25 protein-coding genes, 1 tRNA gene and 1 other RNA gene are annotated in these 26,731 nt (G+C 53.5%); 11 read left to right on the top strand and 16 right to left on the bottom strand.

Features of this window, described 5'->3' with window-relative positions:
• Positions 1-30 precede the first annotated feature (30 nt).
• The 5 genes from PHN51_02480 to aceE all read right to left on the bottom strand — a co-directional run bounded on the left by PHN51_02480 (position 31) and on the right by aceE (position 7,068).
• Complete coding sequence (locus tag PHN51_02480) at positions 31-1,035, bottom strand: ketoacyl-ACP synthase III (GenBank protein MDD2817648.1); 1,005 nt, start codon at positions 1,033-1,035, stop codon at positions 31-33.
• Between the two features lie 2 nt (positions 1,036-1,037).
• The gene (locus PHN51_02475) at positions 1,038-1,955 is read right to left on the bottom strand and encodes an ACP S-malonyltransferase (GenBank protein MDD2817647.1); all 918 of its coding nucleotides are present in this window, start codon (positions 1,953-1,955) and stop codon (positions 1,038-1,040) included.
• Positions 1,956-2,095: 140 nt separating this feature from the next.
• Entirely contained in the window at positions 2,096-3,244 is a 1,149-nt protein-coding gene (locus PHN51_02470) for a helix-turn-helix domain-containing protein (GenBank protein ID MDD2817646.1), read from the bottom strand.
• Positions 3,245-3,248: 4 nt separating this feature from the next.
• Positions 3,249-4,382: a VIT1/CCC1 transporter family protein gene (locus PHN51_02465; GenBank protein ID MDD2817645.1), complete on the bottom strand. Its 1,134-nt coding sequence runs from the start codon at positions 4,380-4,382 to the stop codon at positions 3,249-3,251.
• Between the two features lies 1 nt (position 4,383).
• Positions 4,384-7,068, bottom strand: coding sequence for a pyruvate dehydrogenase (acetyl-transferring), homodimeric type (gene aceE / locus PHN51_02460; GenBank protein MDD2817644.1), 2,685 nt, complete (start codon positions 7,066-7,068; stop codon positions 4,384-4,386).
• Between the two features lie 262 nt (positions 7,069-7,330).
• On the opposite strand from aceE, the gene PHN51_02455 reads away from it, so the two are divergent.
• A complete protein-coding gene (locus tag PHN51_02455) occupies positions 7,331-7,756 on the top strand; it encodes a DUF3052 domain-containing protein (GenBank protein MDD2817643.1) in 426 nt (141 codons plus the stop codon).
• Positions 7,757-7,781: 25 nt separating this feature from the next.
• Positions 7,782-8,279, top strand: coding sequence for a peroxiredoxin (locus PHN51_02450; GenBank protein MDD2817642.1), 498 nt, complete (start codon positions 7,782-7,784; stop codon positions 8,277-8,279).
• A gap of 8 nt (positions 8,280-8,287) precedes the next feature.
• Here the strand turns inward: PHN51_02450 and PHN51_02445 are convergent.
• Positions 8,288-8,364, bottom strand: a tRNA-Val gene (locus PHN51_02445).
• Positions 8,365-8,434: 70 nt separating this feature from the next.
• On the opposite strand from PHN51_02445, the gene PHN51_02440 reads away from it, so the two are divergent.
• From PHN51_02440 to PHN51_02430, 3 genes are read left to right on the top strand one after another with little or no spacing between them, the layout of a single operon-like run.
• Complete coding sequence (locus tag PHN51_02440; GenBank protein ID MDD2817641.1) at positions 8,435-9,268, top strand: Nif3-like dinuclear metal center hexameric protein; 834 nt, start codon at positions 8,435-8,437, stop codon at positions 9,266-9,268.
• Positions 9,265-10,008, top strand: coding sequence for a C4-type zinc ribbon domain-containing protein (locus PHN51_02435; protein MDD2817640.1), 744 nt, complete (start codon positions 9,265-9,267; stop codon positions 10,006-10,008). The genes PHN51_02440 and PHN51_02435 overlap by 4 nt, the downstream gene beginning before the upstream one ends.
• Positions 10,008-11,213 (top strand): bifunctional RNase H/acid phosphatase, encoded by a 1,206-nt coding sequence (locus tag PHN51_02430; GenBank protein ID MDD2817639.1) that lies wholly within the window; start codon positions 10,008-10,010, stop codon positions 11,211-11,213. Before PHN51_02435 ends, PHN51_02430 begins: the two co-directional genes overlap by 1 nt.
• Here the strand turns inward: PHN51_02430 and PHN51_02425 are convergent.
• A complete protein-coding gene (locus PHN51_02425) occupies positions 11,210-11,971 on the bottom strand; it encodes a peroxide stress protein YaaA (GenBank protein MDD2817638.1) in 762 nt (253 codons plus the stop codon). The genes PHN51_02430 and PHN51_02425 overlap by 4 nt on opposite strands.
• A gap of 44 nt (positions 11,972-12,015) precedes the next feature.
• On the opposite strand from PHN51_02425, the gene PHN51_02420 reads away from it, so the two are divergent.
• Positions 12,016-12,405 carry a hypothetical protein gene (locus PHN51_02420; GenBank protein ID MDD2817637.1) on the top strand — a complete coding sequence of 130 codons (390 nt, stop codon included), beginning with the start codon at positions 12,016-12,018 and terminating at the stop codon, positions 12,403-12,405.
• Here PHN51_02420 and PHN51_02415 read toward each other — a convergent pair.
• Positions 12,402-13,964 carry a cryptochrome/photolyase family protein gene (locus tag PHN51_02415; protein ID MDD2817636.1) on the bottom strand — a complete coding sequence of 521 codons (1,563 nt, stop codon included), beginning with the start codon at positions 13,962-13,964 and terminating at the stop codon, positions 12,402-12,404. The genes PHN51_02420 and PHN51_02415 overlap by 4 nt on opposite strands.
• A 122-nt stretch (positions 13,965-14,086) precedes the next feature.
• Between PHN51_02415 and rnpB the strand changes: the two genes are divergently transcribed.
• Positions 14,087-14,451, top strand: an RNA gene (gene rnpB / locus PHN51_02410) — RNase P RNA component class A.
• Here rnpB and PHN51_02405 read toward each other — a convergent pair.
• The 4 genes from PHN51_02405 to map are packed head-to-tail and all read right to left on the bottom strand — an operon-like array spanning position 14,452 to position 17,957.
• Positions 14,452-15,828, bottom strand: coding sequence for an NADP-dependent malic enzyme (locus PHN51_02405; GenBank protein ID MDD2817635.1), 1,377 nt, complete (start codon positions 15,826-15,828; stop codon positions 14,452-14,454).
• Positions 15,829-15,837: 9 nt separating this feature from the next.
• Positions 15,838-16,302, bottom strand: coding sequence for a MarR family transcriptional regulator (locus tag PHN51_02400; protein MDD2817634.1), 465 nt, complete (start codon positions 16,300-16,302; stop codon positions 15,838-15,840).
• A gap of 36 nt (positions 16,303-16,338) precedes the next feature.
• Positions 16,339-17,097 (bottom strand): ROK family protein, encoded by a 759-nt coding sequence (locus PHN51_02395; GenBank protein ID MDD2817633.1) that lies wholly within the window; start codon positions 17,095-17,097, stop codon positions 16,339-16,341.
• Positions 17,094-17,957, bottom strand: a complete 864-nt coding sequence (gene map, locus PHN51_02390) for a type I methionyl aminopeptidase (GenBank protein ID MDD2817632.1) — start codon at positions 17,955-17,957, stop codon at positions 17,094-17,096. Before map ends, PHN51_02395 begins: the two co-directional genes overlap by 4 nt.
• A 43-nt stretch (positions 17,958-18,000) precedes the next feature.
• On the opposite strand from map, the gene PHN51_02385 reads away from it, so the two are divergent.
• The gene (locus PHN51_02385) at positions 18,001-18,162 is read left to right on the top strand and encodes a hypothetical protein (GenBank protein ID MDD2817631.1); all 162 of its coding nucleotides are present in this window, start codon (positions 18,001-18,003) and stop codon (positions 18,160-18,162) included.
• Positions 18,163-18,240: 78 nt separating this feature from the next.
• Here PHN51_02385 and PHN51_02380 read toward each other — a convergent pair whose 3' ends face one another.
• Positions 18,241-18,705, bottom strand: coding sequence for a hypothetical protein (locus PHN51_02380; GenBank protein MDD2817630.1), 465 nt, complete (start codon positions 18,703-18,705; stop codon positions 18,241-18,243).
• A gap of 149 nt (positions 18,706-18,854) precedes the next feature.
• Here PHN51_02380 and npdG point away from each other — a divergent pair, with 149 nt between their 5' ends.
• Positions 18,855-19,550, top strand: a complete 696-nt coding sequence (npdG, locus tag PHN51_02375; protein ID MDD2817629.1) for an NADPH-dependent F420 reductase — start codon at positions 18,855-18,857, stop codon at positions 19,548-19,550.
• Between the two features lie 5 nt (positions 19,551-19,555).
• Here npdG and panB read toward each other — a convergent pair whose 3' ends face one another.
• Positions 19,556-20,392 carry a 3-methyl-2-oxobutanoate hydroxymethyltransferase gene (gene panB, locus PHN51_02370; protein MDD2817628.1) on the bottom strand — a complete coding sequence of 279 codons (837 nt, stop codon included), beginning with the start codon at positions 20,390-20,392 and terminating at the stop codon, positions 19,556-19,558.
• Positions 20,393-20,507: 115 nt separating this feature from the next.
• On the opposite strand from panB, the gene PHN51_02365 reads away from it, so the two are divergent.
• Positions 20,508-22,205 carry an MFS transporter gene (locus PHN51_02365; protein ID MDD2817627.1) on the top strand — a complete coding sequence of 566 codons (1,698 nt, stop codon included), beginning with the start codon at positions 20,508-20,510 and terminating at the stop codon, positions 22,203-22,205.
• Here PHN51_02365 and PHN51_02360 read toward each other — a convergent pair.
• Positions 22,202-23,917 carry an NAD+ synthase gene (locus tag PHN51_02360; protein MDD2817626.1) on the bottom strand — a complete coding sequence of 572 codons (1,716 nt, stop codon included), beginning with the start codon at positions 23,915-23,917 and terminating at the stop codon, positions 22,202-22,204. The two genes, PHN51_02365 and PHN51_02360, sit on opposite strands and share 4 nt — an antisense overlap.
• A gap of 123 nt (positions 23,918-24,040) precedes the next feature.
• On the opposite strand from PHN51_02360, the gene glnA reads away from it, so the two are divergent.
• Complete coding sequence (glnA, locus tag PHN51_02355) at positions 24,041-25,378, top strand: type I glutamate--ammonia ligase (protein MDD2817625.1); 1,338 nt, start codon at positions 24,041-24,043, stop codon at positions 25,376-25,378.
• 15 nt (positions 25,379-25,393) lie between these two features.
• Here glnA and PHN51_02350 read toward each other — a convergent pair whose 3' ends face one another.
• Positions 25,394-26,659: a phosphodiester glycosidase family protein gene (locus PHN51_02350; GenBank protein ID MDD2817624.1), complete on the bottom strand. Its 1,266-nt coding sequence runs from the start codon at positions 26,657-26,659 to the stop codon at positions 25,394-25,396.
• Positions 26,660-26,731 lie beyond the last annotated feature (72 nt).

The following is a 26,731-nucleotide window of genomic DNA, read 5'->3' as shown; positions in this document are numbered from 1 at the left end:
TTTCTTTGTTTGTAATTTGGGTTGAAAAAATTAGGGAAGGGTTATTACTTGTGCTGCATAGGCAAGACCTGCGCCAAAACCGATGATCAGTGCAAGACCACCACTTGGAACGTCACCTTCTTCGACCATTCGAGATAACGCCAATGGAATCGAAGCTGCTGATGTGTTGCCAGTCATGATCACGTCGCGAGCAACGACGACGCTTTCTGGCATCTTCAAGGAACGTACCAATGCATCCGTGATGCGATTGTTGGCTTGGTGTGGAATGAAAGCTGACAGATCAGCAGATGTGATGCCAGCTGCTGCAAGTGCTTCTTCTGCAACGCGCGCCATTTCGGTTACAGCCCAGCGGAACACCGTTTGGCCTTGCATGTAGAGCATTGGCACGTTGTTGATTGGGTCATTGCGTTGGTCCAGGAATGAAGGTGCGATGCCCAGAGCTTCGGTTTGAGTGCCATCTGATCCCCACGCAGTTGGCCCAATGCCTGGTGTGTCAGATGGGCCAATGACTACTGCGCCAGCACCATCACCAAATAAGAAGGCAAGTGAGCGATCTGCAGGATCAAACCAGTCAGTTAGCTTTTCTGCACCAATCACCATTGCGTACTTAGCGTTACCGCTGCGAATGATGTCGCTTGCCATGCCAACGCCGTAGCAAAAACCTGCGCATGCACTTGAAATATCCGTAGCTGGAATTCCAGTCGCGCCGATACGCACAGCAATTTGCGTTGCGGCTGACGGTGTGAGGTATGGGTAAGTGCAACTTGCCACAAGTAGCAGTCCAAGTTCTGTTGGATCAATACCGGCACGTTCAAGCGCAACCTTGGCAGCATTGACAGCCATATCGATGACGGATTCATCTGGTGCTGCATAGCGACGCTCACGAATACCCGAGCGCTCAAGAATCCATTCATCTGTTGAATCAATGCGTGTGCAAATTTCTGCATTGTCGACGATGCGTGATGGGCGATACGCACCAACAGAAATGATGCGTGTGTAGGCGTTCGGGGTTGGGGCCTTAATGGTTGCAGTCACTGCTATTCCTTCCCAACGTGCTCAGCGATCAATGCGCGAGCCGCATCGAGATCTTCAGGGCTTTTCACTGCTACAGCCGCCACGCCAGGCATAGCCCGCTTCGCTAATCCAACAAGCGTGCCGCCAGGGGAGAGCTCCAATAGCCCAGTGACTCCCATGGAAACCATCATGTCCATGCACAGATCCCAGCGAACAGGATTGCTGACCTGGGCGACAAGACGACGCAGTGCTTCGCTGCCACCATCAATGGAGTTGCCATCAGCATTTGAAAGCAGGACTGCAACGGGATCTGCAGTGATCATTGATGCTGCATACGTTTCGAGGGCTGCAACCGCAGGCGCCATGTGCGAAGTGTGGAATGCGCCGGCAACAGGTAATGGGCGAACTCTGCCACCTTCGGGTGCATCGTTTGCGAAAGCTTCAAGTTGTTCCAAGGTTCCAGCAACCACGATCTGGCCTGCGCCATTCATGTTTGCTGGAGTCAGACCATGTTCGCCGGCTTTAGCAACCACCACGCTTGCTTCGCCGCCGAGCACCGCACTCATGCCTGTTGCAACGTTGGCCGCTGCCTGCGCCATGCCCGCACCGCGCAGTTGTACGAAGCCCATGGCGTCAGCAGGTGTGAGTACTCCAGCAATGACCGCTGCGGTGATTTCGCCGACGGAGTGACCTGCGATGACATCAGCTAAAGGAGCATTCAAGGCTTCCCATGAAATGAGTCCTGCAGCAACGATGAGGGGTTGTGCCACTGCGGTATCGCGGATGGTGTCAGCATCCGAGGTGGTGCCATGGGCAACCAGATCAAGTCCGCTTGCCGAACTTAGGGCGTCAAGTTGAACCGCTACGCCAGGTAATTCCAGCCAGGCTTGAAGCATTCCTGGGACTTGAGCACCTTGACCGGGAGCAACAATTGCGAGCACTCCCTAAGCCTCGCGGACGGGAGCGCACATATGCGCTGTTGCTGCCGCCAATGTCATGTCCTGAAATTTAGAGGATTCCTACAACAAAAAGCGACTTTGACCCGATGAAAGCGGTTGAAATTGCCTAAATCCTGCTGAAATCAACTATTTGAGTGCTGAATCCGACCAAAGGTCAGCCCTAAACGCAGGGCAAAGGCATCGCGCGGTTCCGTGGGTGAGTAGCCGGTCAGGTCGGTGATCTGCCGCAAGCGGTACCGCACGGTGTTGGCATGGATGAACAAAGCGCGGGCTGTGGCTTCAAGTGATGGGCTGATTTCCAAGAATGTCGAGGCGGTTTCTAGCAAGGTGGGCTCGGCGGCCAATGGCAAATACACGCTGGCGATGAGCTCGGCTTGTGCATCAAGATCCCCGGCAAGGGCTCGCTCGGGCAATAAATCGGTCGTGACGACCGGTCGAGGGGCGCCTGGCCAAGAGTTGGCGACCGTGAGTGCCCGCATGGTGGTGCGAGCGGCGTCGGGAACTTCATCAAGATTTCGCAGTGGTTCGCTGGCGATCACTGGGCCAGGGCCAAAGTGCACGGACAGTAGTCGAGCGATTCGTGCTTGATCTTGCACTCGACCAAGGATGGCCAGCATGACATTGCCATGGATTCCAGTGATCAAATCGATGCCGTGGTTCGCAGCTGCCCGGCGAAGCACTTCAAGGGCCAGCTCTGGTTCGCCAACTGGAGGTGATCCGGCAAGCAACATCACGCTTCCTTGACCAGACCATCCAAGTGCACTGACACGGGCCAGGACAGTGCTATCAAGATCACCGCGCACAAACGCATCGACCACAAGTGCTTCAACGCGCGCATCCCAAGCACCGCGCGCTTCAGCAGCTCGGGCGTACACACCAGCTGCTGAAAATGCGATTTCTCGTGAGTAACGCAACACAGCTTCACGCAGTGGAATGCGCGTTTGTGGTTCATCAATTGCTTCGATGGTTTCTTCAACAACATTGATGATGGTCCGCATTAACGCCACTGTTTGTTCAAGTGAAACTACTCGTGCCAATTCGCGGGGAGCAGCGGAGAACACGCTGGCTGTAATTTCTTCTACGCGTTCAGGGTGTGTGTACCACTCAACAAATGCAGTGATGCCAGCCTGCGCCACCATGCCAACCCAAGAACGTTCGCGAGCGCCGAGCTCGCGGTACCAAGGGAATTCGGCCTCCATGCGCAGCGTGGCTGCGGTGGTGAGTTCTCCGGTTGACTGCGTAATGCTCGCCGGTAGGGGCTGATCACTCACGCGGCTAGACGTTGACGCCGATTATCGAGCCCACAATGAACGTAACCAACGCAGCTCCGGCGCCCCATGCAAATTGTCGCAGCGCCGAGAAGGTGATTCCGCGCCCTGAAATCTTTCCCACGACGCCACCAACTACCAACAAGGAAACCGTCGAAAGCGCGATCGTCAGATACAACGCAACATTTCCAGTGAAGAACAGATACGGCAGTACTGCAACCGATGCGCCAATGGCAAACGCAATGAAGCTTGAAAGGGCAACCTTGAATGGAGCACCTAACTCGTCAGGATTAAGACCGAGTTCCTCGCGGGCAAGTGTGTCCAGAGCCTTCTTTGGATCTTGCATGATGTGCGCTGCAGTTGCCGCTGCAACATCACGGGGTACGCCTTTGGCTCGGTAAATAAGTTCGAGCTCTTTTTGTTCTTCTTCAGGTTTTGTTGCCAGTTCTTCGGCTTCTTTTTGGATCTCGCGATGGAAGAGATCTCTCTGACTCGCGACACTCACGTATTCACCGGCAGCCATTGAGAACGCGCCAGCGAGTAAGCCTGCAAGGCCAGCAAAAAGAATGGTTTTGCCGGATGGATTTGCGCCAGCAAAGCCCATCACGAGTGCAGTGTTTGAGACCAGGCCATCGCTGACACCGAACACGATAGCTCGCGCCTTACCTGAGGTATCTGTGCTGTGCCATGCCTCCATGTGATCGGGGCCTGGCGCCTTCATCGCACCGCGAATCGGCAGGACGTTTGCTTCATCCACACGCATACGTCGGAATGCTTCTGCATGCGAAGCCTCGTCTTCAACCATTGAGTCAGGGGCTTCTGGCTCATTGTCGTAAAGCGAGTTCGCGGCAGTCTCAACTGCTTCAAGGTGCTCCAGTACATCGTCAACGTTCATCGTGTTGGCTTGATGAACCAGCGCTGCATCGTCTTCGTGTAAATCTTGAGGTGCTAGTGGAACATCGATACCAGCTTCGGTGAGCTTTGCGATCCAATGCCGTGCATGCCGTTCCTCAATGTCCGCCAGTTCCAACAAAGCCTCTCGGCGATCGCCGGTCATAGTCGTTGCTAACGAGCGGTACAGCAGAGCAGCTTTACGTTCCTCTTCGAGGTAACGCAAGAACCGCTTTGGATCGTTAGGCATCTCAGCCAGAACCTTCCGTGTTGCCTGCTGACGCAGCAGATGGGTCGTTGAGTTGGTATCGATTAATTGCTTCGGCAATTGTTGCGCGATCCATCTGATTGTGCTTGCTGAGCATGGTCAATGACTGCACCACGATGGATTCGGCATCAACGAGGAAGTGACGACGAAGTGCGCCTCGGGTATCTGACATGCCCGCGCCATCGGTGCCAAGTGACACAAACGGCTGATCAACCCATTCGCGAACCTGATCTTGCACAGCGCGCATCCAGTCAGAAACCGCAATAACTGGCCCAGGGCGGCCAGCAAGGCGCTGGTTGATGTAAGCAACGCGCTGCTCTGCATCAGGATTCAAGAAGTTGAAGCGATCAACTTCCAAACCATCGCGACGCAATTCATTCCACGAGGTAACCGACCAGACATCGGCATGAACACCCCACTCGTCGCGAAGGATTGTTTGTGCGCGAAGAGCCCATGGCACTGAGACACCGCTGGCGAGTAGTTGAACCTTTGGCCCATCGCCATTTGATTCACTGATCAAGTGCATACCCCGCAAGATGCCGTCAACATCGACGTTGTCTGGCTCGGCTGGTTGCTGGTATGGCTCGTTATACACAGTGAGGTAGTAGTAAATATTTTCTGGATCATCTCCGTACATACGTCGCATGCCATCCTTGAAGATGTGTGCGATTTCGTAGGAGTACGCAGGGTCGTACGCCACTACGCCTGGGTTCGTGCTTGCTAGCAAAAGGGAATGGCCATCTTGATGCTGCAAACCTTCGCCGTTGAGTGTTGTGCGGCCAGCCGTTGCGCCGAGAACGAATCCACGAGCCATCTGGTCCATGGCAGCCCAAAACGCATCACCTGTGCGCTGGAATCCAAACATGGAGTAGAAAATGTAAATCGGAATCATTGGTTGGCCATGCGTGGCGTATGACGTGCCAACTGCTGTGAACGAGGCAGTGGATCCAGCTTCGTTAATGCCTTCATGCAGGATCTGGCCTGTTTCTGATTCCTTGTATGACAACACCAGTTCGCGGTCTACAGAGAGATATTGCTGACCATGCGGTGAATAGATCTTTGCCGTTGGGAACATTGCGTCCATACCGAAGGTGCGTGCTTCGTCAGGAATGATCGGAACGATGCGATGTCCAACGTTTGGATCTTTCATGATGTCTTTGAGCATGCGAACAAAGGCCATGGTCGTAGCAACTTCTTGGTTACCTGAACCACGCTTTGCAACCTCGTAGGTTTTGGCTTCTGGCAACACCAATGCCGCAGTAGTAGTTCGACGTGAAGGCACGCCGCCACCAAGAAGTTTGCGCGACGCCTGCATGTACTGCACGGCTTCATCATCTGCACCTGGATGGAAATACGGAGGTGTGTAGGGATCCATTGCGCTATCTGGAATGGGAATTTCCAAACGATCGCGGAAGGCGAGCAGATCATCAAGGGTGAGCTTCTTCATCTGGTGCGTTGAGTTACGACCTTCGAAGTGTGAACCCAAAGTCCAGCCCTTGACTGTCTTGGCCAAGATGACGGTTGGTTGACCCTTGACCTGTGTTGCTGCGTTATATGCCGCGTACATCTTGCGGTAATCGTGACCACCACGGCGCAAATTCCAGATGTCGTCGTCAGACCAATCTTCAACAAGCTTCGCGGTTAGTGGATCGCGACCGAAGAAATGTTCGCGCACAAAGGCGCCATCTTCGGCCTTGAAGGTTTGGAAGTCACCGTCAACGGTCTTGTTCATCAAGTTCACAAGAGCGCCTTCGCGATCTTGACTCAGGAGTTCATCCCACTTGCGACCCCATACGACCTTGATGACATTCCAGCCAGCACCACGGAAGAGTGATTCAAGTTCTTGAATGATCTTGCCGTTGCCTCGTACCGGACCATCGAGGCGCTGCAAGTTGCAGTTCACGACGAACACGAGGTTGTCGAGTTCCTCGCGGGCGGCCAAAGTCAAGGCGCCTACGGCATCGACCTCATCCATTTCTCCGTCGCCTAAGAAGGCCCACACTTTTTGATCGCTGGTGTCTTTGATGCCGCGATGACCGAGGTACTTGTTAAAGCGCGCTTGGTAAATCGCATTGAGGGGTCCGATACCCATCGACACAGTTGGGAACTGCCAGAAATGCGGCAGCAAGCGAGGGTGTGGGTAAGAAGGTAAACCAACGCCAGAAGTTTCTTGGCGAAAGCCATCCAGCTGGGCTTCAGTTAGGCGGCCCTCAAGGAAGGCACGTGCGTAAATGCCAGGGGAGGCATGGCCCTGGAAGAAGATTTGATCGCCGCCACCTGCGTGGTCTTGGCCGCGGAAGAAGTGGTTGAAGCCCACTTCATACAAGGTGGCGCTCGATGCATAACTCGAAATGTGACCGCCGACGCCGATTCCCGGACGTTGCGCGCGATGCACCATGATCGCTGCGTTCCAGCGAATGATTTGACGGATGCGATGTTCAATTGCTTCATCACCGGGGAACTCAGGTTCACGCTCGGGAGCAATGGTGTTGATGTAGTCGGTGCTTCGAAGGCTTGGAACACCAACATTGTGTTCAGCTGCTCGACGCAGAAGCGACAACATGATGTATCGAGCGCGGTTATTTCCGCTACTTGCCACCATGTCGTCGAACGAGTCAATCCATTCGTTCGTTTCGTCTGGATCGGCATCGACATATTGAGTCGGCATGCCGCCAGCCAACAGGGCTTCGCGGTCACTTGCGGGCGTCATTGTTTGGACCCTTCGCTTGGTCGACTTCCGGGATCGCCGGGGTGTCGAGTGACGGTGTGTGTACCGAGTCACATCCTTGCGTATCGGGGGTGTGGCAACCAAAGTTGGGTGACTTTCTGGGGCTCTACGGCGGTGCCGCTTGCCATTCGGCCTCAGGTCCGGTGGACTAGCGCTGCAGAAGCAGGCATTGAGTCTGTGACAAGAGCGAATGGAGAACGCGTTGGCCGCCGCAGCGGATCGGGATGAGGCACGTACGCGTGCAGCTCGTCTGGGAATTGAAGCGGGAATGACCGTGCAGGAGATTGGCTACGACGAGGACATCGACGAAGCCCTGCGCGAAGGTATCGAGGCCATCATCGGCGAAGAAATCGTTGACGAGGATTTCGACGATGTTGTTGACGTAGTGCTGATGTGGTGGCGCGACGAAGACGGCGATCTCGTTGATGGACTCATGGATGCCATTCATCCGCTCGCTGATCACGGTGTTGTCTGGTTGATGACGCCTAAGCCTGGTCGTGACGGTCATATTGAGCCCGAAGACATTGCTGATGCTGCGCCTACTGCTGGCTTGCAGCAGACCAGCACCATCAGTGCGGGATCAAACTGGCAAGGCACGCGCCTTGTTGCACCCCGCGCCAAGCGGTAGGTGATTCATGGGCGAGGTGCCCGCAATGGCTACTTCTGTGAATCACATACCCATGCAGTCAGTTGGCGTCCAGATTGGCCAACAAGCACCCGACTTCACCTTGTCTGCGGCTGATGGCAGCAAATTCACGTTGAGTGAGCAATGTGTCAACGGACCTATCGTTTTGGTCTTTTTTCCATTTGCTTTCACGGGTGTTTGTCGATCCGAGCTCGCGGAGTTGAGTTCTATGACGCAAGAGTTCGCTGATCTCAATGCGCAAGTGGTCGCCGTCTCCTGTGACAGTGCGTATTCACTACAGGCGTTTGCGGAAAAAGACTCACTCACGATCCCTCTGCTCAGTGATTTCTGGCCGCATGGTGAGGTCGCAAGGAAGTACGACGTGTTCTTGGATGACAAGGGCTTTGCTACGCGTGGCACCTACGTGATTGATCGCCAGGGGATCGTTCGGTGGTCAGTGATCAACGGACCGGGGTTTGAGCGCGATGCGAAGGCGTATCTCGCAGCAGTGCTTGGATTGAATTAAGTCGTGCTTGGTGGGCGCAGAGGGACTCGAACCCCCGACATCCGCCTTGTAAGGGCGGCGCTCTAGCCAACTGAGCTATGCGCCCCAGTTGGAAGGTATAAGAGTAATGGGCGCAGGTTGGCAGCCGCACACCCGGTGACAGGTAACCTTCGCTTATGTCCGCCACCGTTGCTCAAGTCTTGGCAGCGCTGGAGCGCAGGTATCCCATGGGGCTTGCTGCCGATTGGGACGCGGTGGGGCTCGTCTGTGGGGATCCCGCCTCAACCGTCGATCGCATCCTTCTGGCTGTGGATCCGGTGCAGGTTGTGGTTGATGAAGCAATTCTCGGTGGCATTGATCTCGTGATTACGCATCATCCGCTGTTCTTGCGTGGAGTTCATGGTGTTGGCGCAACCGATGCCAAGGGCAAAGTGGTTCATGCGCTCATGAGCAATGACATCGCTCTGGCAAGTGCGCACACAAATGCTGATCACGCGAACCCTGGTGTCTCAGATGCGTTGGCTGCCGAATTTGGATTGAGAAATCTTCGACCACTCGATCCATCTGGGCCCGATACGGGCACAGGGCGCATCGGTGATCTGCTGGAGCCGATGACCTTGCAGAAATTTGCTGATCTTGTCGCTGCAGTGTTGCCAGCCACGCATCATGGTGTGCGCATTGCAGGAGATCTGGAACTCGAAATACGCACTGTTGCGGTGTGTGGCGGAGCAGGGGATTCTCTCCTTGAGCTCGCTGCGCAACAAGCCGATGTGTATGTGACCTCAGATCTTCGCCACCACCGCGCACAAGATCATCTAGTTGATGGTGGCTGTGCGCTTGTTGATGTGGCTCATTGGGCAAGTGAATGGCCCTGGCTGAATCAAGCTGCAGCGCTCTTGGTTTCTGACCTTGCTGAAGCGGGGTTTGCAATTACTGCGGAAGTTTCCGCCACACCGACTGATCCATGGACGGCACATCGTCCGAGCACCAACCTAGGGAGTTACTCATGAAGGCTGATGCTGCAGCACAGCAATTGTTGCTCGATCTGCAAAAGCTCGATACCAAAGCATCGCAGCTTGATCATCGGGAGAGCACGCTTGCCCAGAAGCAAGCCCTCGCTGATCTCAAGGTTCGTATCCAGCGCCTTCATGATGAACATGTCGCTGCAGTAGTGATTGCCCGCGACCTCGAGCGCGATCAAGCTCGTGCTGAATCAGATGTTGAACAGGTGCGTGAGCGTTCAACGAAGGATCAACAGCTCCTTGATTCAGGAGCGATCAGCGATCCAAAGCAGTTGGTCAACCTTCAGCATGAGTTGCAGTCGTTGGCTCGACGTCAAGGTGAACTTGAAGAAGTTGAACTCGAAGCAATGGAGCGTGTTGAAGGTGCCCAAGCTGCCGTGCGCCAACTTGCCGGCCAGCACGCAGAAGCAGTTGTCGAATGTGAAGCGCTGGAAGGTGAGATCGCAGCGCTCGTTTCTGAAATTGATGCAGAGCGGCAAAACGTGGTTGCAGATCGCAATGAACTCAAGCCTCGAATTCCGGCTGACCTCATTGCGCTATACGAAAAAATTCGCCTCGATGGCGGCGGCGTAGGTGCAGCACACCTTCATCGCGGTCAGTGCCAAGGGTGTCGTTTGCAGTTGCCACCAAATGAGATCGAATCCCTACGCGCGACTCCTCAAGATGAAGTTGTGCGTTGTGAAGAATGTCGCCGCATCTTGGTTCGCAATGCCGAGTCCGGTCTGTAATGACAAAGAATTACATCGTTGAGGCGGATGGCGGTTCACGGGGTAATCCAGGGCCCGCCGCTTATGGCTCAGTGGTGAAAGACGCCGCAACTGGTGCAGTGATTGCTGAATTAGGTGAATACATCGGTATAGCCACAAATAATGTGGCGGAGTATCGCGGCGCCCTAGCTGGGCTCACTCACGTGCGAGGCATTGACCCCGATGCCATTGTTGAAGTGCGCCTTGATTCAAAGCTTGTTGTTGAACAGATGAGTGGCCGTTGGAAGATTAAGCATCCAGATATGCAGGCTCTTGCTTTACAGGTGCGAGCAGTGTTTCCTGCTGGTCGAGTGACCTATACCTGGGTGCCTCGTGCTCAGAATGCTGCTGCGGATGCACTGGCTAATGAAGCAATGGATGCTGCGGCAATCAACGCCGGTGCATCGCCGATTGCCCGTTCCTATGAATCCGCAACCTTGTTTGACGATGCAAGCGATGTGTTGGCATCAGTGGAAGAAGCCTTAACGCAGGCCGTCGTTGACGAAAAAGCCCCCAACCGCATGGTGGGCTGGGACGAAGTTGGCACACCAACGGTCACCATCATGGTTCGTCATGGTGCAACACCGATGAGCTTGGAAAAGCGTTTCAGCGGTTTGGGTGGCTCTGATGTTGGTCTGACTGACATTGGAATTTTACAGGCTCAAGCCGCTGCAAAAGATCTTGCTGAGCGTGGTGAAATTGACGTCATCGTTACCTCACCACTCTTGCGTACCCGCCAAACCGCGCAATACATCGCTGAACTTTGCGAAGCGGAAGTAGTGGTCATGGATGAGTTCGCTGAGTGCTCATTTGGCGACTGGGATGGATACACCTTCACTGAAGTGCGTGCCCAATGGCCCGAGGCTCTGCAGCGCTGGCTTGATTCCGTTGAAGTTGCACCGCCTGGTGGCGAGTCATTCGCTCAGGTTCTCGATCGTGTGAACCGTGGTCGCCTAGAAATTTTGAAGAGGTACCACGGGAAGCGCATCGCAATTGTTGCGCACGTGACGCCGATCAAGTTGATGGCGGCTATTGCTGTGAATGCGCCACTTGAAAGCGTGTATCGCATGGAGCTGCGCCCAGGATCGATCTCATCGATGATGTGGTTTGCAGATGGCAATGCTTCACTCACGAGTTTTTCTGAAAGTACCCACCTTCGTGGAGTGGACACGTTTCCGTTTGTTTAGCGAGTAATCAAGTCCAGCAAAGCTGGGCCTTTCTTGTGTTCATTGAGTTCCCACTCATACCCAAGTGAAGTGAGTACCGCTGAAAACTCATTGATGTTTGTGGGTGTTTTCGCTTTCAGCATCAGTGCGCGCACGAACTCACCCTTCGTGGCCTTATTGAAGTGACTCACAACGCTGCGCTTGCCATTTCGCTCATGAAGTACGCGAAGGGTTAATGCTCGATCGTGGCATGACGTGGGAATTGGGCCAAGAGCAACGTAAGTCTGAGAACGCATATCAATAATTGGTCCCGAGGATGTGGCGATGGCTTCCGAAGCGCTGTCACGCCAGACCTGCGCGAGTGAGGGTAGTGAAGTAACAGTTGAATTACCGCTCAGGCGATACGCAGGGATCAAATCAAGGGGCCGCACCAAACCAAAGAGCGCTGAGGAAATCGCAACAGACGTATTGAGCTTTGTGCGAGTTCGTGAATTTAAGGTCGCTGCTCCAAGGGCTTCGTAGAGAACCCCGGTGTACACATCTATTGCTGGGCCGCATGTTGATTTGGCTAGATGAGCGTTTGCGGTTACTTCATCAAGTTGTGTGACACCGAGTCCAAGATTTTTCGCGGCAAGTTGAGGATCTGCCTTGCACATTGCAATCAAGGCTTTCCAAACGAGTGCCCGTGGCTTCTTGAGTTCCGGGTAGGAGAGTTCTCGGGTGCTGGCGCCACCTCCCGGAGCAGACTTGCCTTCACTTGGCGGTAGCAGAATCAGCATGGTGAACCTGACCGTAGGCCATCGAGGTGTGAGATCGTGACTCTATGAAAGCCAAGATCGTGGTGTTGTGCGCCTCATTTCTCGCGTTGACCGCCTGTCAATCGACTCCGTCTGAGCCAACAGGCAGTACAGCCTGCGATCAGAGCACCATCCAAGGCACGATCGACATGTTCTTGCATGAATCAAACATGCATATCAGTTCCTTTGACTCGTTGAAGTGCGCGCCCAGCTGGGCATATGCGCAAGCCACAGTGATGGACGAACAAGGCGTGGTTGTTCAAGAGGAATACATCTTTGAGTTGGTGGGTGAGAACTGGGTCCTCAAGGCACCTGAGACGGTGTGCGGCACACCCTCAACCGATGGCGAGCGCCCGGTTGATGCGCTCGTTCCTGCAGAACTCTGGTCAGATCTGTGCCTCACCTCGGATAATTAAATAGTCCCGTCTTCAAGTCCGAGAAGCACCTCAGTTGCCCTCATGCGCACTGCATCGATGTCTTTGATTTTTCTCAGGCCAGCAAATTGTTGAACCATGCGGTGGTTCTTGGCAAAGGTCGCCTGGTTTCGATCCAGGAAATCCCAGTACAAGGTCGTGAATGGACAAGCAGTTTCACCAGTGCGTTCTGTTGGCTTGTATTTGCATCCTGAACAAAACTGACCCATGCGTTTGATGTACGCACCGCCAGCAATGTAGGGCTTAGTCATCATGGTGCCGTTATCTGCATGCATTCCCATGCCGATCACATTGGGCACCATCACCCAGTCAGCAGCATCGATGAATGATCTTCGCATCCAGGCCAGAAACTCTTGTGGATTCACGTTGGCGAGCAGCGCGAGATTACTCATGACCATGAGTCGAGGAATGTGATGTGCCCACCCGCGTGCTTCAACATCTGAAATAACAGATTTCATGCAGTTCATTTGTGTGGCATCAGGATTTTCAAAGAGCGGAAGTAGTGGCCGCTGAGCGTTGAGTTCATTCTTTGCTTGGTATTCCTCCGGGAATAGCCAATACACGCCATTGATGTATTCGCGCCATCCAATCAACTGACGAATGAAACCTTCAATTGAATTGATAGGAATACCGCCTTGAGCAAAGCGGGCAAGAGCTGCGTCACATATTTCTCTTGGACTTATGAGCCCAAGGTTGAGATAAGGCGAAAGCATCGAGTGATAACCAGCCCAGGAATCCATTGGCATGGCGTCTTCATATGGTCCGAATGCATTGAGGGAATGTTCGAGAAACCAGTCAAGCTGTTGAAGAGCACCCGCTCGATTTGTAGCCCAGGTTCCCATCGAGATAGATCCCCAATGCGAATCCGAGATCTTTTCGATTTTTGCTGCGACCGCTTGATCGATGCTGTCGATTGCGAAGGTGATTGGTGTTGGCCACTCGTATCCTGGCTTAGGTGGCGGTAGCCGATTGTCTTGGTCAAAATTCCAAGCACCTCCAAGGGGTACGGAGCCATCCATGAGGTATCCCAGACGTGCGCGCTGCCACCGGTAGAAGTGCTCTTGCGTGAGATTTTTTCTTCCTTGTGCCCAAGCCTCAAAATCACTTCGTGATGTCAAAAATGAATCGTCATTGAAGAGGTCAATTTCCAGCTCAATGAATACTCGTTGCAACGAACGTGAACGAGGTTGCGTAGCAATGATTGTGTGCGAGGGATATTCAGATGTGAACTTCAAAATGCCCTCCCGTAGAGAGGGCGCTTCCATTCGATGAACAGTGAAGCCTTCATCAGTTAATTCAGCAGCAAAGTGCTCAAGAGCTGAGAGCACTAGGAAGAGCCGCTCAGCATGCCAAGTGCGTGATGCCATCATTGATTGGCTTTCAATCAAGAGAATCTCATGGGTACGAGGATCTGCATCCTTCATAGCGCCGTGAGTGCGGCTGAGTTGGTCGTAGGGGATGACAACGGTGATCATCCGCGTTTGCATTTCTCTGAGCAATACTTCACTTGTTCCCAATCCCTGGCCCACTTTTTGCGCCATTCAAACGGGCGACCACACCGTTCGCAGATTTTTGGGTCAAACCCATTCTTAACTTTGGGTACGGGCACGAGATCATCTTTGCATTGGACGTTTCGCTGATCGCGGCCTAACCTTGACGTGGACGAGCTGGCTGGGTGATCGCGGCATGAAAGTGTCGAGGAAAGTCCGGACTCCTCAGAGCAAGGTGGTGGGTAACGCCCACCCGGGGTGACCCGCGGGACAGTGCCACAGAAAACAGACCGCCTCGAGTAATCGAGGTAAGGGTGAAACGGTGGTGTAAGAGACCACCAGCGCAGTAGGTGACTACAGCGGCTAGGTAAACCCCACCTGGAGCAAGGCCAAGAGGATCGCTTGCGATCTGTGCAAATGAGTTGCTCGCTCGGTATTTGCAGGTAGGCCGCACCAGTTCACTGGCAACAGTGATCGCAGATGGATGATCACCCTCGGTTTACCGAGACAGAATCCGGCTTATCGGTCAGCTCGTCCTTTACTTCATTGCTGCAGCTGCGACGGCAGCAGCAACAGCAGGCGTCACACCGTCATCAAACACACTAGGAATGATGTAGGCCGCATTGAGATTCTCATCGGTCACGACATCGGCAATTGCGTTTGCAGCAGCCACCAGCACCTCATCAGTGATGATGTGAGCACCGCTATCGAGCATTCCGCGGAAGATGCCCGGGAAGGCCAATACGTTGTTGATCTGGTTTGGATAGTCGCTACGGCCCGTTGCAACCACCGCAGCGTGCTTATGGGCTTCAACTGGATCAATTTCAGGTGTTGGGTTTGATAACGCGAAAATGATCGAATCCTTGGCCATATGTGAGATGTCTTCAGCAGTGAGCAAGTTTGGCTGCGAGACACCAACGAACACATCGGCACCAACGAGTGCTTCAGCCAATGTGCCTGACACGTTGCGTGGGTTCGTGCGCTTGGCAAGGTCTGCCTTGTCGGGGTCATCGAACGTGCGACCTTGATGCAATGCACCCTTTGAGTCGAACACAACTACGTCTTGGACGCCAGCCTTCATCAACAGGCCAGTGACAGCAGCTCCTGCAGCGCCCGCACCTGACATCACGATCTTTAGGCTGCTGAGATCCTTCTTCACCAAGCGCGCAGCATTCTTCAGAGCTGCAAGCACCACAACTGCCGTTCCATGCTGATCGTCATGCATCACAGGGATCGTCAAGGTCTCGCGAAGGCGACGCTCAACTTCAAAGCAACGTGGAGCTGAGATGTCTTCGAGGTTAATGCCGCCAAAGCCAGGAGCGATGAGTTGCACGGTGCGCACGATTTCATCAACGTCGTTGGTATCCAGCGCGATTGGCCAGGCATCGATGTCAGCAAAGCGCTTGAAGAGTGCTGCCTTGCCTTCCATCACTGGCATTGATGCTTCGGGTCCAAGATTGCCAAGACCGAGCACAGCTGAGCCGTCAGTGACAACAGCAACAGTGTTGCGTTTGATGGTGAGTTCACGGGCGCGTGAAGGGTCTTCAGCAATTGCTAAGCACACGCGTGCAACTCCTGGGGTGTACGCACGAGCAAGCTCCACGCGATTATCCATCGCGCAGGTGGCCTGGATTTCCAGCTTTCCACCCAGATGAATCAACATCACGGTGTCCATCACATGCTCGACCTCAGTTTCAGGGAGCGCGTTCAGGGCATCTTCAAGTCGGCGATCAATGTCTTCGCCACCGATCAGGCAGGTCAGTTCCAGGACTACATCTTCATGGCAGGAATGCACCACGTCCATGCCAGTGACGATGCCACCGAGGTCAGTGACGACCTTGGTGAGCTCACCTGACGCATGATGTTCTGGGGTGGTGCGAACAGTTGCAGTAAACGATGTTCCGAAGTTAGTCACCGCGGAAGTTTAGGGTTCAACTACCAGCGATTTCAGGTGATTGCTCACTTTTGCGCATGCGTTTCCTAATGCGGCAAATTCTTCAGGCGTAAGTACATCAACTAAGTGACGTCGAACACTTTCGACATGAGCCGGAGCAGCGCTTACGAGAAGGTCCCAGCCTTTGTCAGTGAGGACTGCAAAGGAGCCTCGGCGATCGTCTGCGCACAATTCTCGAGTCACAAGCCCAGCCTTGGCCATGCGATCGACTTGGTGAGAAAGGCGGCTACGTGAAGAAAGAGTGCGCTCGGCAAGTTCGCTCATGCGAACCCGCCGGTCACTTGCCTCAGATAAATGAACCAGGATTTCGTAATCGGCATTTGTGAGGTCTGAATCACTTTGCAGGTCTCGTCCAAGTTGCTCAGGAAGCAAGGTGGTTGCACTCAGCCATGCACGCCAAACGGCCTGCTGCTCTTGGTCCAACCAGTTCGTCACGAGCCCAGCATACGCATAAGTAGTTGAAATCGAAACTTATTCGTGGAGGTCCCAAATGCGGATACCGCCAAGCAAACCATTGGCATTGGAAACCAAAGTTGCGTTCTCGCCAATATCGCTCTGATCAAGCAATCGCGCATTTCCGCCACCGACATACAGGTGATCCCAATTCACGATCGCATCAAATTGCGCCAACCCTTTATGGACGCGTTCTTTCCATGCATCTTCGCCGATTTTCTTCAGCTCGCCATCACCAAGGGCAATGTCGTGGGTCATCTCTGAGTTGTACGGACCATGCGAGAGCTCTAGGTGCGTCACAAGTTGACCATTCAAAAATAGGGCTGTCCCAACTCCGGTGCCAAAGGTCACGACAAACTCAAGGCCCTTGCCTTCGACGACTGCGCACCCTTGCACATCAGCATCGTTTTCGACCTTGGTTGGCAATTCGAAAGTTTCAGTGAGTGCTTTTAGGATTTCAAAGCCCACCCACGCATCGATGAGGTCGGGGTCGCGTTCACCGTTGAGCACGCTGCGCGAAAGTGATCCCGGAATGCTCGCGACAACCCCATTGCGAATCAAGCTTGGAAAACCAACAGTGACGCGATGCGCTGACGGAAGTTTCGAAACGAGATCTTTGAGCGTGCTCAAGAAAACTTCTGGAAAGCATGGATAAGGAGTCTCAATGCGAACCTGCTCAGTCAGCATCTCGCCTTGGGGATTCAAGATCGCAGCTTTGAACGAGGTGCCACCAATATCAATGGCGAGGGTTTTCACATCCGCGGGCCAGATACTCATACGGTGAGCACCTCAACTCCATCGTTCGTAACCAACACCGTGTGTTCAAACTGCGCGGTGTATTTGCGGTCTGCGGTCACAACAGTCCAGCCGTCATTCCACATTTGATAGTCATAAGTTCCAAGAGCAATCATTGGTTCGATGGTGAATGTCATGCCTGGTTCCATGATTGTGGTCATGTTCGGGTCGTCGTAATGGGGGATAACCAATCCTGAATGGAACGCGGTGCCTATGCCGTGACCTGTGAAATCACGAATCACTCCGTAATCAAACCGTTTCGCATAACTTTCGATTACGCGTCCAATCACACTGATCGGACGGCCTGGAGCCACGGCCTTAATTCCTCGGTTTAATGCTTCGCGGGTTCGCTCAATCAACAATGCGACGGGTTCGATGACCTCACCAGCGGGATATGTAGCGTTGCAATCGCCATGGACTCCCTCGATGAACACCGTGACGTCAATATTGACGATGTCACCTTCATTGAGCACGGATGTATCTGGAATGCCGTGACAAATCACTTCATTGACCGACGTGCAAATTGATTTAGGGAAGCCCCGGTAGTCCAGGGGAGAGGGATAAGCGCCGTGATCGCAAATGAATTCATGGGCAATCACGTCGAGTTGTTCAGTGGTGATACCTGGGCGAACATGCCTCCCAACTTCTTCAAGAGTCAATGCGGCTAACTTGCCTGCTCGGCGCATCGACTCAATGGTCTGGGCATCTTTGACTTCTGACCCGGTGAAAGGGGCAGGGCCTGGCTTGCCGACATACTCCGGGCGAGCAATGGATGCGGGCACGCTGCGCATGGGGCTCACTCGGCCTGGCACGACAGGTGAGGGTTGGGTAGCACTGGACATGGAGATCAGTCTAGGTTCTTGTCCGTAAACGAAGGGAAAAGTCATGAGTTGGTACTACTGCCTTGAGCATCAGAAGGTAGAGCCACAGGTTGGTTGCCCCAATGCGGAACGCTTGGGTCCTTACGCCACTGAAGCCGATGCTGCCGCTGCGCTAAAGACTGCACACGAACGCAGTGAAGCCTTTGACGGGGATGACGACGACTAACCAGTCGCTTCGCTGATCTAGGAAAACAACAAGGCCCGCACCTTTCGGTGCGGGCCTTGTTTGCGCAAACAGGTGTGACTACTTCGCGCGACGAACTACCTTCTTGGCAGTGCGCTTTGCAGCAGTCTTGCGAGGTGCAGCCTTGCGAACTGCCTTCTTGGCGGTGCGCTTTGCAGCAGTCTTGCGAACTGCCTTCTTGGCGGTGCGCTTTGCAGCAGTCTTGCGAACTGCCTTCTTAGCGGTTGCCTTCTTGGCGGTGCGCTTTGCAGCGGTCTTGCGAACTGCCTTCTTGGCGGTGCGCTTTGCAGCAGTCTTGCGAACTGCCTTCTTAGCGGTTGCCTTCTTGACGGTGCGCTTTGCAGCGGTCTTGCGAACTGCCTTCTTGGCGGTGCGCTTTGCAGCAGTCTTGCGAACTGCCTTCTTAGCGGTTGCCTTCTTGACGGTGCGCTTTGCAGCAGTCTTGCGAACTGCCTTCTTTGCAACGCGCTTTGCTGCAGCTTTACGGGCCGGAGCCTTCTTTGCTGCCTTCTTTGCGACTGCCACTGTTCCTCCAAAATAGTCGGACTTTGCATCCCTAGCAGAGTCCTTCAACTAAAACTTTGGCAGAGCATTGCACATTTCGCTAGCACATACACAATCAGAATGTCATTCGTGTCGCGAATGATTTTTTTCATCTGGCATGATTTAGCACTATGACAACTGATTCTGCAGCCCCTCAACGCGATGCTCGCGTACTTCCAGACGTTTCACAACTATCAATTGGTGTGCTTGGTGGCACTGGCGAACAAGGCCGCGGATTAGCGCGCAGACTTGCAATGTCAGGTTCGAAAGTAGTCATCGGATCGCGTGACGCATCACGTGCGCAATCAATTGCAGATGAGATCGGTTTCGGTATTCAAGGTGCAACAAACGAAGATTGTGCGTCAAATACTGATGTTGTCATCGTTGCAGTGCCTTGGGATGGTCATTCAACGCTTTTAGAGGGCCTTAAAGCGCATTTGGTAGGAAAAATCGTCATCGACTGCGTAAATCCGCTTGGTTTCGATAAGCAAGGCGCATACGGCTTGCCTGTTGCGGAAGGTTCAGCAGCACAACAAGCTGCAGCAATTCTTACCGAGAGCCATGTTGTTGGCGCGTTCCATCACATCTCAGCAGTGTTACTTCTCGACGAAACTGTTGAAACAATTGAGACCGATGTTCTCGTTGTTGGCGATGATCGCGACTCCACAGATGTCGTTCAGGCAATCGCATCACGCATTCCAGGAATTCGTGGAGTCTTCGCAGGTCGGCTTCGCAATTGTGGACAAATCGAAACGTTTACCGCGAATTTAATTTCTATTAATCGCCGCTACAAAGCTCACTCAGGCATCCGAGTTACGGACATTTAGTCGATTTATTTGTAGGTGTGCTCGTCAGCGGGGTAATGCCCGCTGACGACATCCTCGCCCCATGCGCGTACGGCATCACTCATAATGGCGCGCAAATCTGCATAACGACGAACAAACTTCGGTGCAGGATCGGCAGTAACGCCGAGTAAGTCTTGCCACACGATGACCTGAGCATCTGTGCCAGGACCGGCACCGATCCCAATCGTGGGAATCGCCAACATCTCACTTACTTTGGCCGCCAGTGCACTTGGCACAACTTCCAGCACCACACCGCAGGCTCCTGCGGATTCCATTGCTTTGGCATCGCGAATGAGTAACTCGCCTTGCTCACCGCGACCCTGGACGCGATAGCCACCGAATAAATTCACAGACTGTGGTGTCAAGCCCAAGTGGCCAATCACAGGAATGCCGGAGTTTGCGAGTAATTCAATCTGGGGGAGTACTGCAGCGCCACCTTCAAGTTTCACCGCGTGAGCACCGCCTTCTTTCATGAAGCGTGCAGCGGTTTCAAGGGCCTGAGCGGGCGAAGCTTGATACGAGCCGAAAGGTAGATCTGCAATAACGAGCGCTTGTTGAGTGCCACGTACGACTGCTTGCACGAGAGGAATGAGCTCATCAACAGTGACTGGAAGCGTTGTGCTGTGACCGAAGATCACTGAAGCGGCTGAATCACCAACCAAGAGTGACGGGATACCGGCAGATTCAAAAATGCTTGCCGTGAGTGCGTCGTAAGCGGTGATCATTGACCAGCGCTCATTGCGATCCGTTGCCAGCTGCAGATCGCGCATGGTGAAGCGTCGATTAGCGACGCAGCCATACAGGGTCGACGACGAAGCGTCCATTACTTTCTCCCATCTCGAGGCTGCGGTCGCAGTCCCCGGACATATAAATCATGGCACACCCGAGGCCAGCTATGCATCTCGTACTGTCGGGGCACACCGCAATTGAGAGGCCGCCATGGATAACAGCTGGATGACATCAGGAGCAGGGCACCCTCGTCGGTGGGCAATTTTGGCTGTTTTAGTGGTGAGTTTGCTTGTCGTCGTTCTGGATAACACGGTGCTCAATATTGCGTTGCCGACAATCCAAAAAGACCTCAATGCATCTCAAGGTGAGTTGGTGTGGGCCATTGACTCCTACACCCTTTCCTTTGCGGCGCTTCTGTTCACCATGGGTGTGCTCGGTGACCGATATGGCCGCAAGAAAATTCTGAGCTTTGGTTTGTTCACATTTGGTGTGGCATCTGCGATCTGTGCGTTCTCATCGAGTGGTGGCATGTTGATCGGTTGGCGCGCGGTGATGGGCGTAGGTGGTGCGGCAGTGCTACCTGTGACTCTTGCGATCATCACTGTGGTGTTCCCTCCGCATGAGCGAGGTAAGGCGATTGGGCTTTGGGCGGGTGCGGTGGGTGGCGCAATTGCGCTTGGACCCGTACTTGGCGGCGTGTTGCTACAAAACCCTCAGTGGTCAAACTGGCTCACGGGAAATGACTGGGGTTCAGTCTTTTTGATTAACGTGCCAATTGTTGCCGTTGGGTTGTACTTCATTTGGAAAATCGTTCCAGAAACGAAGAATCCGAATGCGGGAAAGTTGGATTTCCGAGGGTTGATCATTTCGGCAACAGGTTTGTTCTTATTGGTGTACGGAATCATTCATGCTTCCGAAACAAAGGCATGGCTCGTTGCTCCGGTGCTTGTGCCGATTTTTGCAGGCGCAATCATCATCACTATTTTCATCATTCTTGAGGCAAAGAGTGATCACGCAAGTTTTGATGTCACGCTGTTTAAGAATCGAGGTTATGCAGTCAGTCTTACTGCTGTATCGCTGGCCTTCTTTGCGCTCTCAGGTATTACTTTCACTCTTCCGTTCTACTTCCAGATAATTCGTGGCTTTGGAACCTTTGCTGCGGGAATGTGCTTCGTGCCATTTGCGGCTGGACAATTGCTTGCAGCACCGCGGAGCGGCGGCATGGTCATGAAGTTTGGTTATCGCAAGGTAATGACTACAGGTTTGTCTGTCGTATCTCTTGCGTTGCTGGGCTTGTTGTTTATCAATGAGACAACTCCTATTTGGATGACCTTGGTCATCTTCTTCTTCTTTGGATTCGGTATGGGTAACGTCATCGCGCCTGCATCTACGCTGATGCAAAACGTTCTGCCCCTTGCGCGAGTGGGCGCGGGCTCAGCTGTGCAGAACACTGTTCGTCAGCTTGGTGGAGCACTCGGCGTCGCCATTATTGGAACGTTGCTCGCCACTCGCTACGCATCAAATCTTTCCGAAGTCTTTGCCAAGTCCCCTGTTCCTGTTCCCGCTGCAGCGCAGGAAGCAGCATCACAATCATTAGTCGCAACTGTTGGTGTGATCGATCGCCTTCCGGCGGATGCGGCACCGCTGCTGCAAGATTTCAGAGATGGCGCATTCAATGCATTTGTGAATGCCTCGCACTTCACAACATTGATTTCACTGGTGATTGTTGTTGCTGCTGCGTTGATCGTTGGTATTGGTTTGCCAATGATCACGCCACCGTCACAGCATGGAGCACCAACAGGACCACCGCTTGATGCAACCGATGCATTGGTGAAGGAAGAAGGCGCGGCTTATGCAGCGGAATCTGCTACAGAGTTTGAGCGGCCAGAAGGTCAAGCTAAGAGTTAGTTATTGCCCTCGCGCCAAGCATTAGTAATGGGTAGACGGCGGTCACGGCCGAAGGCACGAAGGGAAATTTTGGTGCCAGGGGCTGATTGACGGCGTTTATATTCAGCTCCATCCGTGAGTCGCAAAATGCGTTCAACCATTGCTGGATCAAAACCATTGGCGATGAGTTGCTCTGCTCCATGGTCAGAGGCCACATAGCCCTCAAGGAGTGCATCAAGCACGGGGTAGTCAGGTAGTGAATCAGCATCGAGCTGGTCTGGTCGAAGTTCTGCACTTGGCGGCTTTTCAATGCTGTTCGGCGGAATGGGTGCGATCTTGTCTTGCCTTGTTGCATGCTCATTGCGCCAACGCGCAAGATCCCAAACCAGCATCTTGGGTACATCTTTAATCGGGTTGAAGCCGCCAACGCTGTCGCCATACAAGGTGGAGTAGCCGACGGAGAGCTCGCTCTTGTTGCCCGTGGTGAGCACAAGATGGCCTTCTTGATTTGAAATAGCCATCAAGGTGGTTCCGCGCACGCGTGCCTGCAAATTCTCTTCGGCAAGGCCAGTTAATTCCATAGAGTTCATGAAGGCATCAACCATGGGAGAAATTGGCACCGTACGGTAATGCAGGCCAGTGCGTTCCGCCAGATCTGCAGCGTCACCTTTGGAATGTTCAGATGAGTAAATGCTTGGCATTGATACGCCAAAAACACGGTTCGGGCCAAGGGCATCACAGGCGATTGCGGCCACCAATGCTGAGTCGATGCCACCACTGAGACCAAGAATCACACTTATGAACTTGTTCTTATTGACGTAGTCAGCAAGGCCTAGTACTAAAGCGCTGTATACCTCTTCGAGTTCAGGCAGGCGATCGTGAATTTCATTGATCGCAGGCATATCACGGCTGATGAATGTGTGTGGAATCTGCGTAAATTCTTCAGGAACTTCACTCGTAGGCAGGTCGACATCAACAATGAGAAGTTCTTCTGAGAATTGCCCACCTCGCACAAGAAGTTCGCCCTTGGCATCTACCACCATCGAATCGCCGTCAAACACCAATTCATCTTGGGCGCCAACGAGGTTGACGTATGCAAGTGCGCAACCTGCTTCTTTTGCGCGGTCACGGCACAGCAATCGCCGAACATCAGTCTTATTGCGTTCATATGGAGATGCATTGACGACCAAAAGCAGTGAGCTCTTTGCGTCGCGTGCCCAGGAAACAGGGCCACCGGTTTGCCAAATATCTTCACAAATTGCCAGCGTGATGGTGACACCATCAATGCGCAAATGTGTTGGCGAATTGCCTTGGGCGAAGTATCTCGCCTCGTCGAAGACACCGTAATTTGGTAAATGATGTTTGATGTACCGCGCGATGATGCGCCCTTGATAGAGAACCGCTACAGCATTCACGGGTGAAGTGACCTGATGCGGGGATGATCCGGTTTCAATGCAATCTAGGTAACCCACCACGGTGATGAGCTCGCCCAGGCCCTTGTGTAAGAGGTCACCTGCCAAGCGATCGACCGTGGAGATAGATGCATCTTGAAACGAGGGGCGCAGAGCCAGGTCTTCAACCGGGTATCCCGTGAGGAACATTTCCGGGAAAACAATGAGATCGGCACCGGCAAGGCTGGCCTGTTGCGCTAGGTCCATGATCAAGGTGGCATTGCCTGCGAGGTCTCCGACCGTGGCATTGGCCTGGGCCAGGGCTAGGCGCATCATGGGCATTGGGTGAGAGTACCGAGTCGTGACATTGGGTAGGCACGACATATGGCTGTAACACTTTCGCGGCACAATAGGTTCCATATAGTCGGGCGTGGCCTAGGGGGGCCATGAGGAAAGTGAGTCGTTATGGATAGGCAAGCCGAGTTTGTGCTGCGCACGATCGAGGAGCGCGACATCCGTTTCGTTCGACTGTGGTTCACCGATGTTCTTGGCACCTTGAAGTCTGTGGCAATTGCGCCCGCTGAGATGGAAGGCGCATTTGACGAAGGCATCGGCTTTGATGGCTCGGCAATCGACGGCTTCACCCGTGTGTATGAATCGGACATGATTGCCAAGCCAGATCCAAGCACGTTCACGCTTTTACCTTGGCGCAGCGAAGGTCCAGGTGCCGCGCGTTTGTTCTGTGACATTTTGAATCCAGATGGCACTCCGTCACTTGCTGATCCACGCAACGTGTTGAAGCGCACACTCACCAAGGCAGCCGAACGTGGCTACACGTTCTACACGCACCCCGAGGTTGAGTTTTACCTTCTTGAGAATCGTCACCGCGCTGGTGAATTGCCCGTGCCAGCAGATCTCTACGGCTACTTCGACAACACCCCACATGGGCAATCTGCAGATTTCCGCCGTGAAGCAATTTTGATGCTGGAAGCCATGGGCATCTCCGTTGAATTCTCGCATCACGAAGGTGGGCCAGGGCAGCAGGAAATCGATCTGCGCTACGCAGACGCATTGACCACAGCAGACAACTTGATGACCTTCCGATTGGTGTGTCAGGAAGTTGCTCTTGAACAAGGGTTATACGCCTCGTTTATGCCAAAGCCATTCCGTGAACATCCAGGTTCTGGCATGCATACACACATGTCACTGTTCCAAGGTGACACCAATGCGTTCTATGAAGAAGGCGCTCCACTGCAACTGTCAGCAGTTGGTCGCTCCTTTATTGCAGGCCTGTTGATGCATGCACCAGAAATCACTGCGGTCACTAACCAATGGGTGAACTCTTATAAGCGCCTCGTTGGTGGTTCAGAAGCTCCAGCTTGGGTGTGCTGGGGCCATAACAACAGCTCCGCACTTGTTCGTGTTCCTATGGCTAAACCAAGTAAGGGAAACAGCACGCGCATTGAACTGCGTTCGCCAGATAGCGCGACGAATCCTTATCTCGCGTTTGCGTTGATCCTCGCTGCAGGATTGAAGGGCATTGAGGACGGCTACGAACTGCCTGCTGGGGCTGAAGAAGATGTGTGGGCCTTGACTGAAGCTGAGCGCGTTGCCATGGGCATGAAGCCATTGCCCACGAGTCTTCGCCAGGCACTTGACGTTATGGAAAATTCAGCGTTGGTGAAGGAGACTCTCGGTGAGCATGTCTTCGATTTCTTCTTGCGTAATAAGCAAGCAGAGTGGGAGGACTACCGTTCGCAGGTCAGCCAATGGGAACTTGATCGCTACCTCCCTCGTCTTTAACCAGAAACGCAGCGACTAGTTCACTTTGCGCCCAACGGGGTACGCAGCCAGGAATTGAAAGCTATCGCGCTTGTAGGGGCGCAAGAAGCGATCGCAGGGGCCACCGATGTCTGGATCTAATCGATGGCAGATGGGGTCGCCCGCGCGATTGTGCGAGAAGTAAAACCCAGCCGACCAGTATTGATTCATATCGAGCACCATTGCGCGTTGGACCCCGCTAGCCACCAAGGTTTCAGCAAGGCTTTGTGCTGACAAGGCCTGCCCAATGACGTAGACCAAACTGCCATCGCTGCGCTGACCTAATCCAGCGCGCCAAGCAAGATTCTCTTTATCGGTAGTTGCGCCCCATGCTGCTGTGTAGTTGGGGTTATTTACCTGAGATTGCCCGTGGTCAACAATGAGATCAAGATTTTGGCGCACCATAAGCACGTCAGGTGTGAGTTCTAAGTCGCGCCCCCAGCGCGCAATACGAATGTGTCCATCGCGGTAGACCACGGCGCTTGCTCGCTTCTTTTCTAGCGGCTGCACGGTGACGCCGTCGTAGTAGTAACCACCACGCGCATCTTCAAGCCTGAAAGCACCATTGATATTGGCCATCAAGATTGACTGGTACTGCTCCGGCAGCGCTCCATTCGACGGGTTTGGTCCGCCCTTGGGTTCTTCATAGCCAGGAATAAACATTGTTGTCGTCAATGCTGTATCGATCCACATTGCTGTTGCGTAGTACGAGGTGTGCACATTGTCTGTGCGCACGCGAGTGACGTACACCGCTGGAAAACCTGCGACCTTATTGCCAACGGGTTGCCAGACACCTTCAAGAGGTTCAAGAACTGATGCAGGAGAAATTAATGTGTCAGGAGGATTCAAGTGGGGGACTGCGCCATCAGCGGGAACTGGTTGTGTGGTGACATCCGGGAGTGGAGCAAAAGTGAATGTGGGTGTTGGTTCGACGGCTGCACTGATAGTGGGCGATGGAGTTGGAAGTGAAACCGTTGGAGCAGGTATTGGTTCACTCGCGACAGAAGAGTCGCCATTTTCAAATTGAGCGGAAATTGTTGGCTTGCCACCAACGTCTGGCTTATTGATGTATTGGTAGTAAAAATCTTCAAGTTTCGCCACAACGGGGCCAAGCCCATGGTCGCGCATCCATGTGGCAGTGACCACCTGGAGAGGTTCGCCAGGATTGTCTTTAGAAGATTGATAGACGGACCAACCCACAAACGCCAGTGCGACAAAAAGCATCACAGCGATGAGCTGGATAAGTCGTTTCGCGATTTTCATCTGTGTGTTCCCCGGGGTTGGTGCTGCCAATCATGACTTGCGCACGTCCGCTTGTGTTGGATCTGGCCCACT

The organism is Candidatus Nanopelagicales bacterium (assembly GCA_028687755.1).
GTDB lineage: Bacteria > Actinomycetota > Actinomycetes > S36-B12 > S36-B12 > UBA11398.
The sequence above is the reverse complement of the archived record's forward strand: the minus strand, read 5'-3'. Positions and strand labels throughout refer to the sequence as shown.

Bases quoted from the DNA above. Each gene is read 5' to 3' on its own strand.
- PHN51_02465 (MDD2817645.1), bottom strand. From the start codon at position 4,382: ATGCCTAACGATCCAAAGCGGTTCTTGCGTTACCTCGAAGAGGAACGT.
- aceE (MDD2817644.1), bottom strand. From the start codon at position 7,068: ATGCCGACTCAATATGTCGATGCCGATCCAGACGAAACGAACGAATGG.
- PHN51_02450 (MDD2817642.1), top strand. From the start codon at position 7,782: ATGGCTACTTCTGTGAATCACATACCCATGCAGTCAGTTGGCGTCCAG.
- PHN51_02440 (MDD2817641.1), top strand. From the start codon at position 8,435: ATGTCCGCCACCGTTGCTCAAGTCTTGGCAGCGCTGGAGCGCAGGTAT.
- PHN51_02435 (MDD2817640.1), top strand. From the start codon at position 9,265: ATGAAGGCTGATGCTGCAGCACAGCAATTGTTGCTCGATCTGCAAAAG.
- PHN51_02430 (MDD2817639.1), top strand. From the start codon at position 10,008: ATGACAAAGAATTACATCGTTGAGGCGGATGGCGGTTCACGGGGTAAT.
- PHN51_02425 (MDD2817638.1), bottom strand. From the start codon at position 11,971: ATGCTGATTCTGCTACCGCCAAGTGAAGGCAAGTCTGCTCCGGGAGGT.
- PHN51_02420 (MDD2817637.1), top strand. From the start codon at position 12,016: ATGAAAGCCAAGATCGTGGTGTTGTGCGCCTCATTTCTCGCGTTGACC.
- PHN51_02415 (MDD2817636.1), bottom strand. From the start codon at position 13,964: ATGGCGCAAAAAGTGGGCCAGGGATTGGGAACAAGTGAAGTATTGCTC.
- PHN51_02395 (MDD2817633.1), bottom strand. From the start codon at position 17,097: ATGAGTATCTGGCCCGCGGATGTGAAAACCCTCGCCATTGATATTGGT.
- map (MDD2817632.1), bottom strand. From the start codon at position 17,957: ATGTCCAGTGCTACCCAACCCTCACCTGTCGTGCCAGGCCGAGTGAGC.
- PHN51_02385 (MDD2817631.1), top strand. From the start codon at position 18,001: ATGAGTTGGTACTACTGCCTTGAGCATCAGAAGGTAGAGCCACAGGTT.
- npdG (MDD2817629.1), top strand. From the start codon at position 18,855: ATGACAACTGATTCTGCAGCCCCTCAACGCGATGCTCGCGTACTTCCA.
- panB (MDD2817628.1), bottom strand. From the start codon at position 20,392: ATGGACGCTTCGTCGTCGACCCTGTATGGCTGCGTCGCTAATCGACGC.
- PHN51_02365 (MDD2817627.1), top strand. From the start codon at position 20,508: ATGGATAACAGCTGGATGACATCAGGAGCAGGGCACCCTCGTCGGTGG.
- PHN51_02360 (MDD2817626.1), bottom strand. From the start codon at position 23,917: ATGCCCATGATGCGCCTAGCCCTGGCCCAGGCCAATGCCACGGTCGGA.
- glnA (MDD2817625.1), top strand. From the start codon at position 24,041: ATGGATAGGCAAGCCGAGTTTGTGCTGCGCACGATCGAGGAGCGCGAC.
- PHN51_02350 (MDD2817624.1), bottom strand. From the start codon at position 26,659: ATGAAAATCGCGAAACGACTTATCCAGCTCATCGCTGTGATGCTTTTT.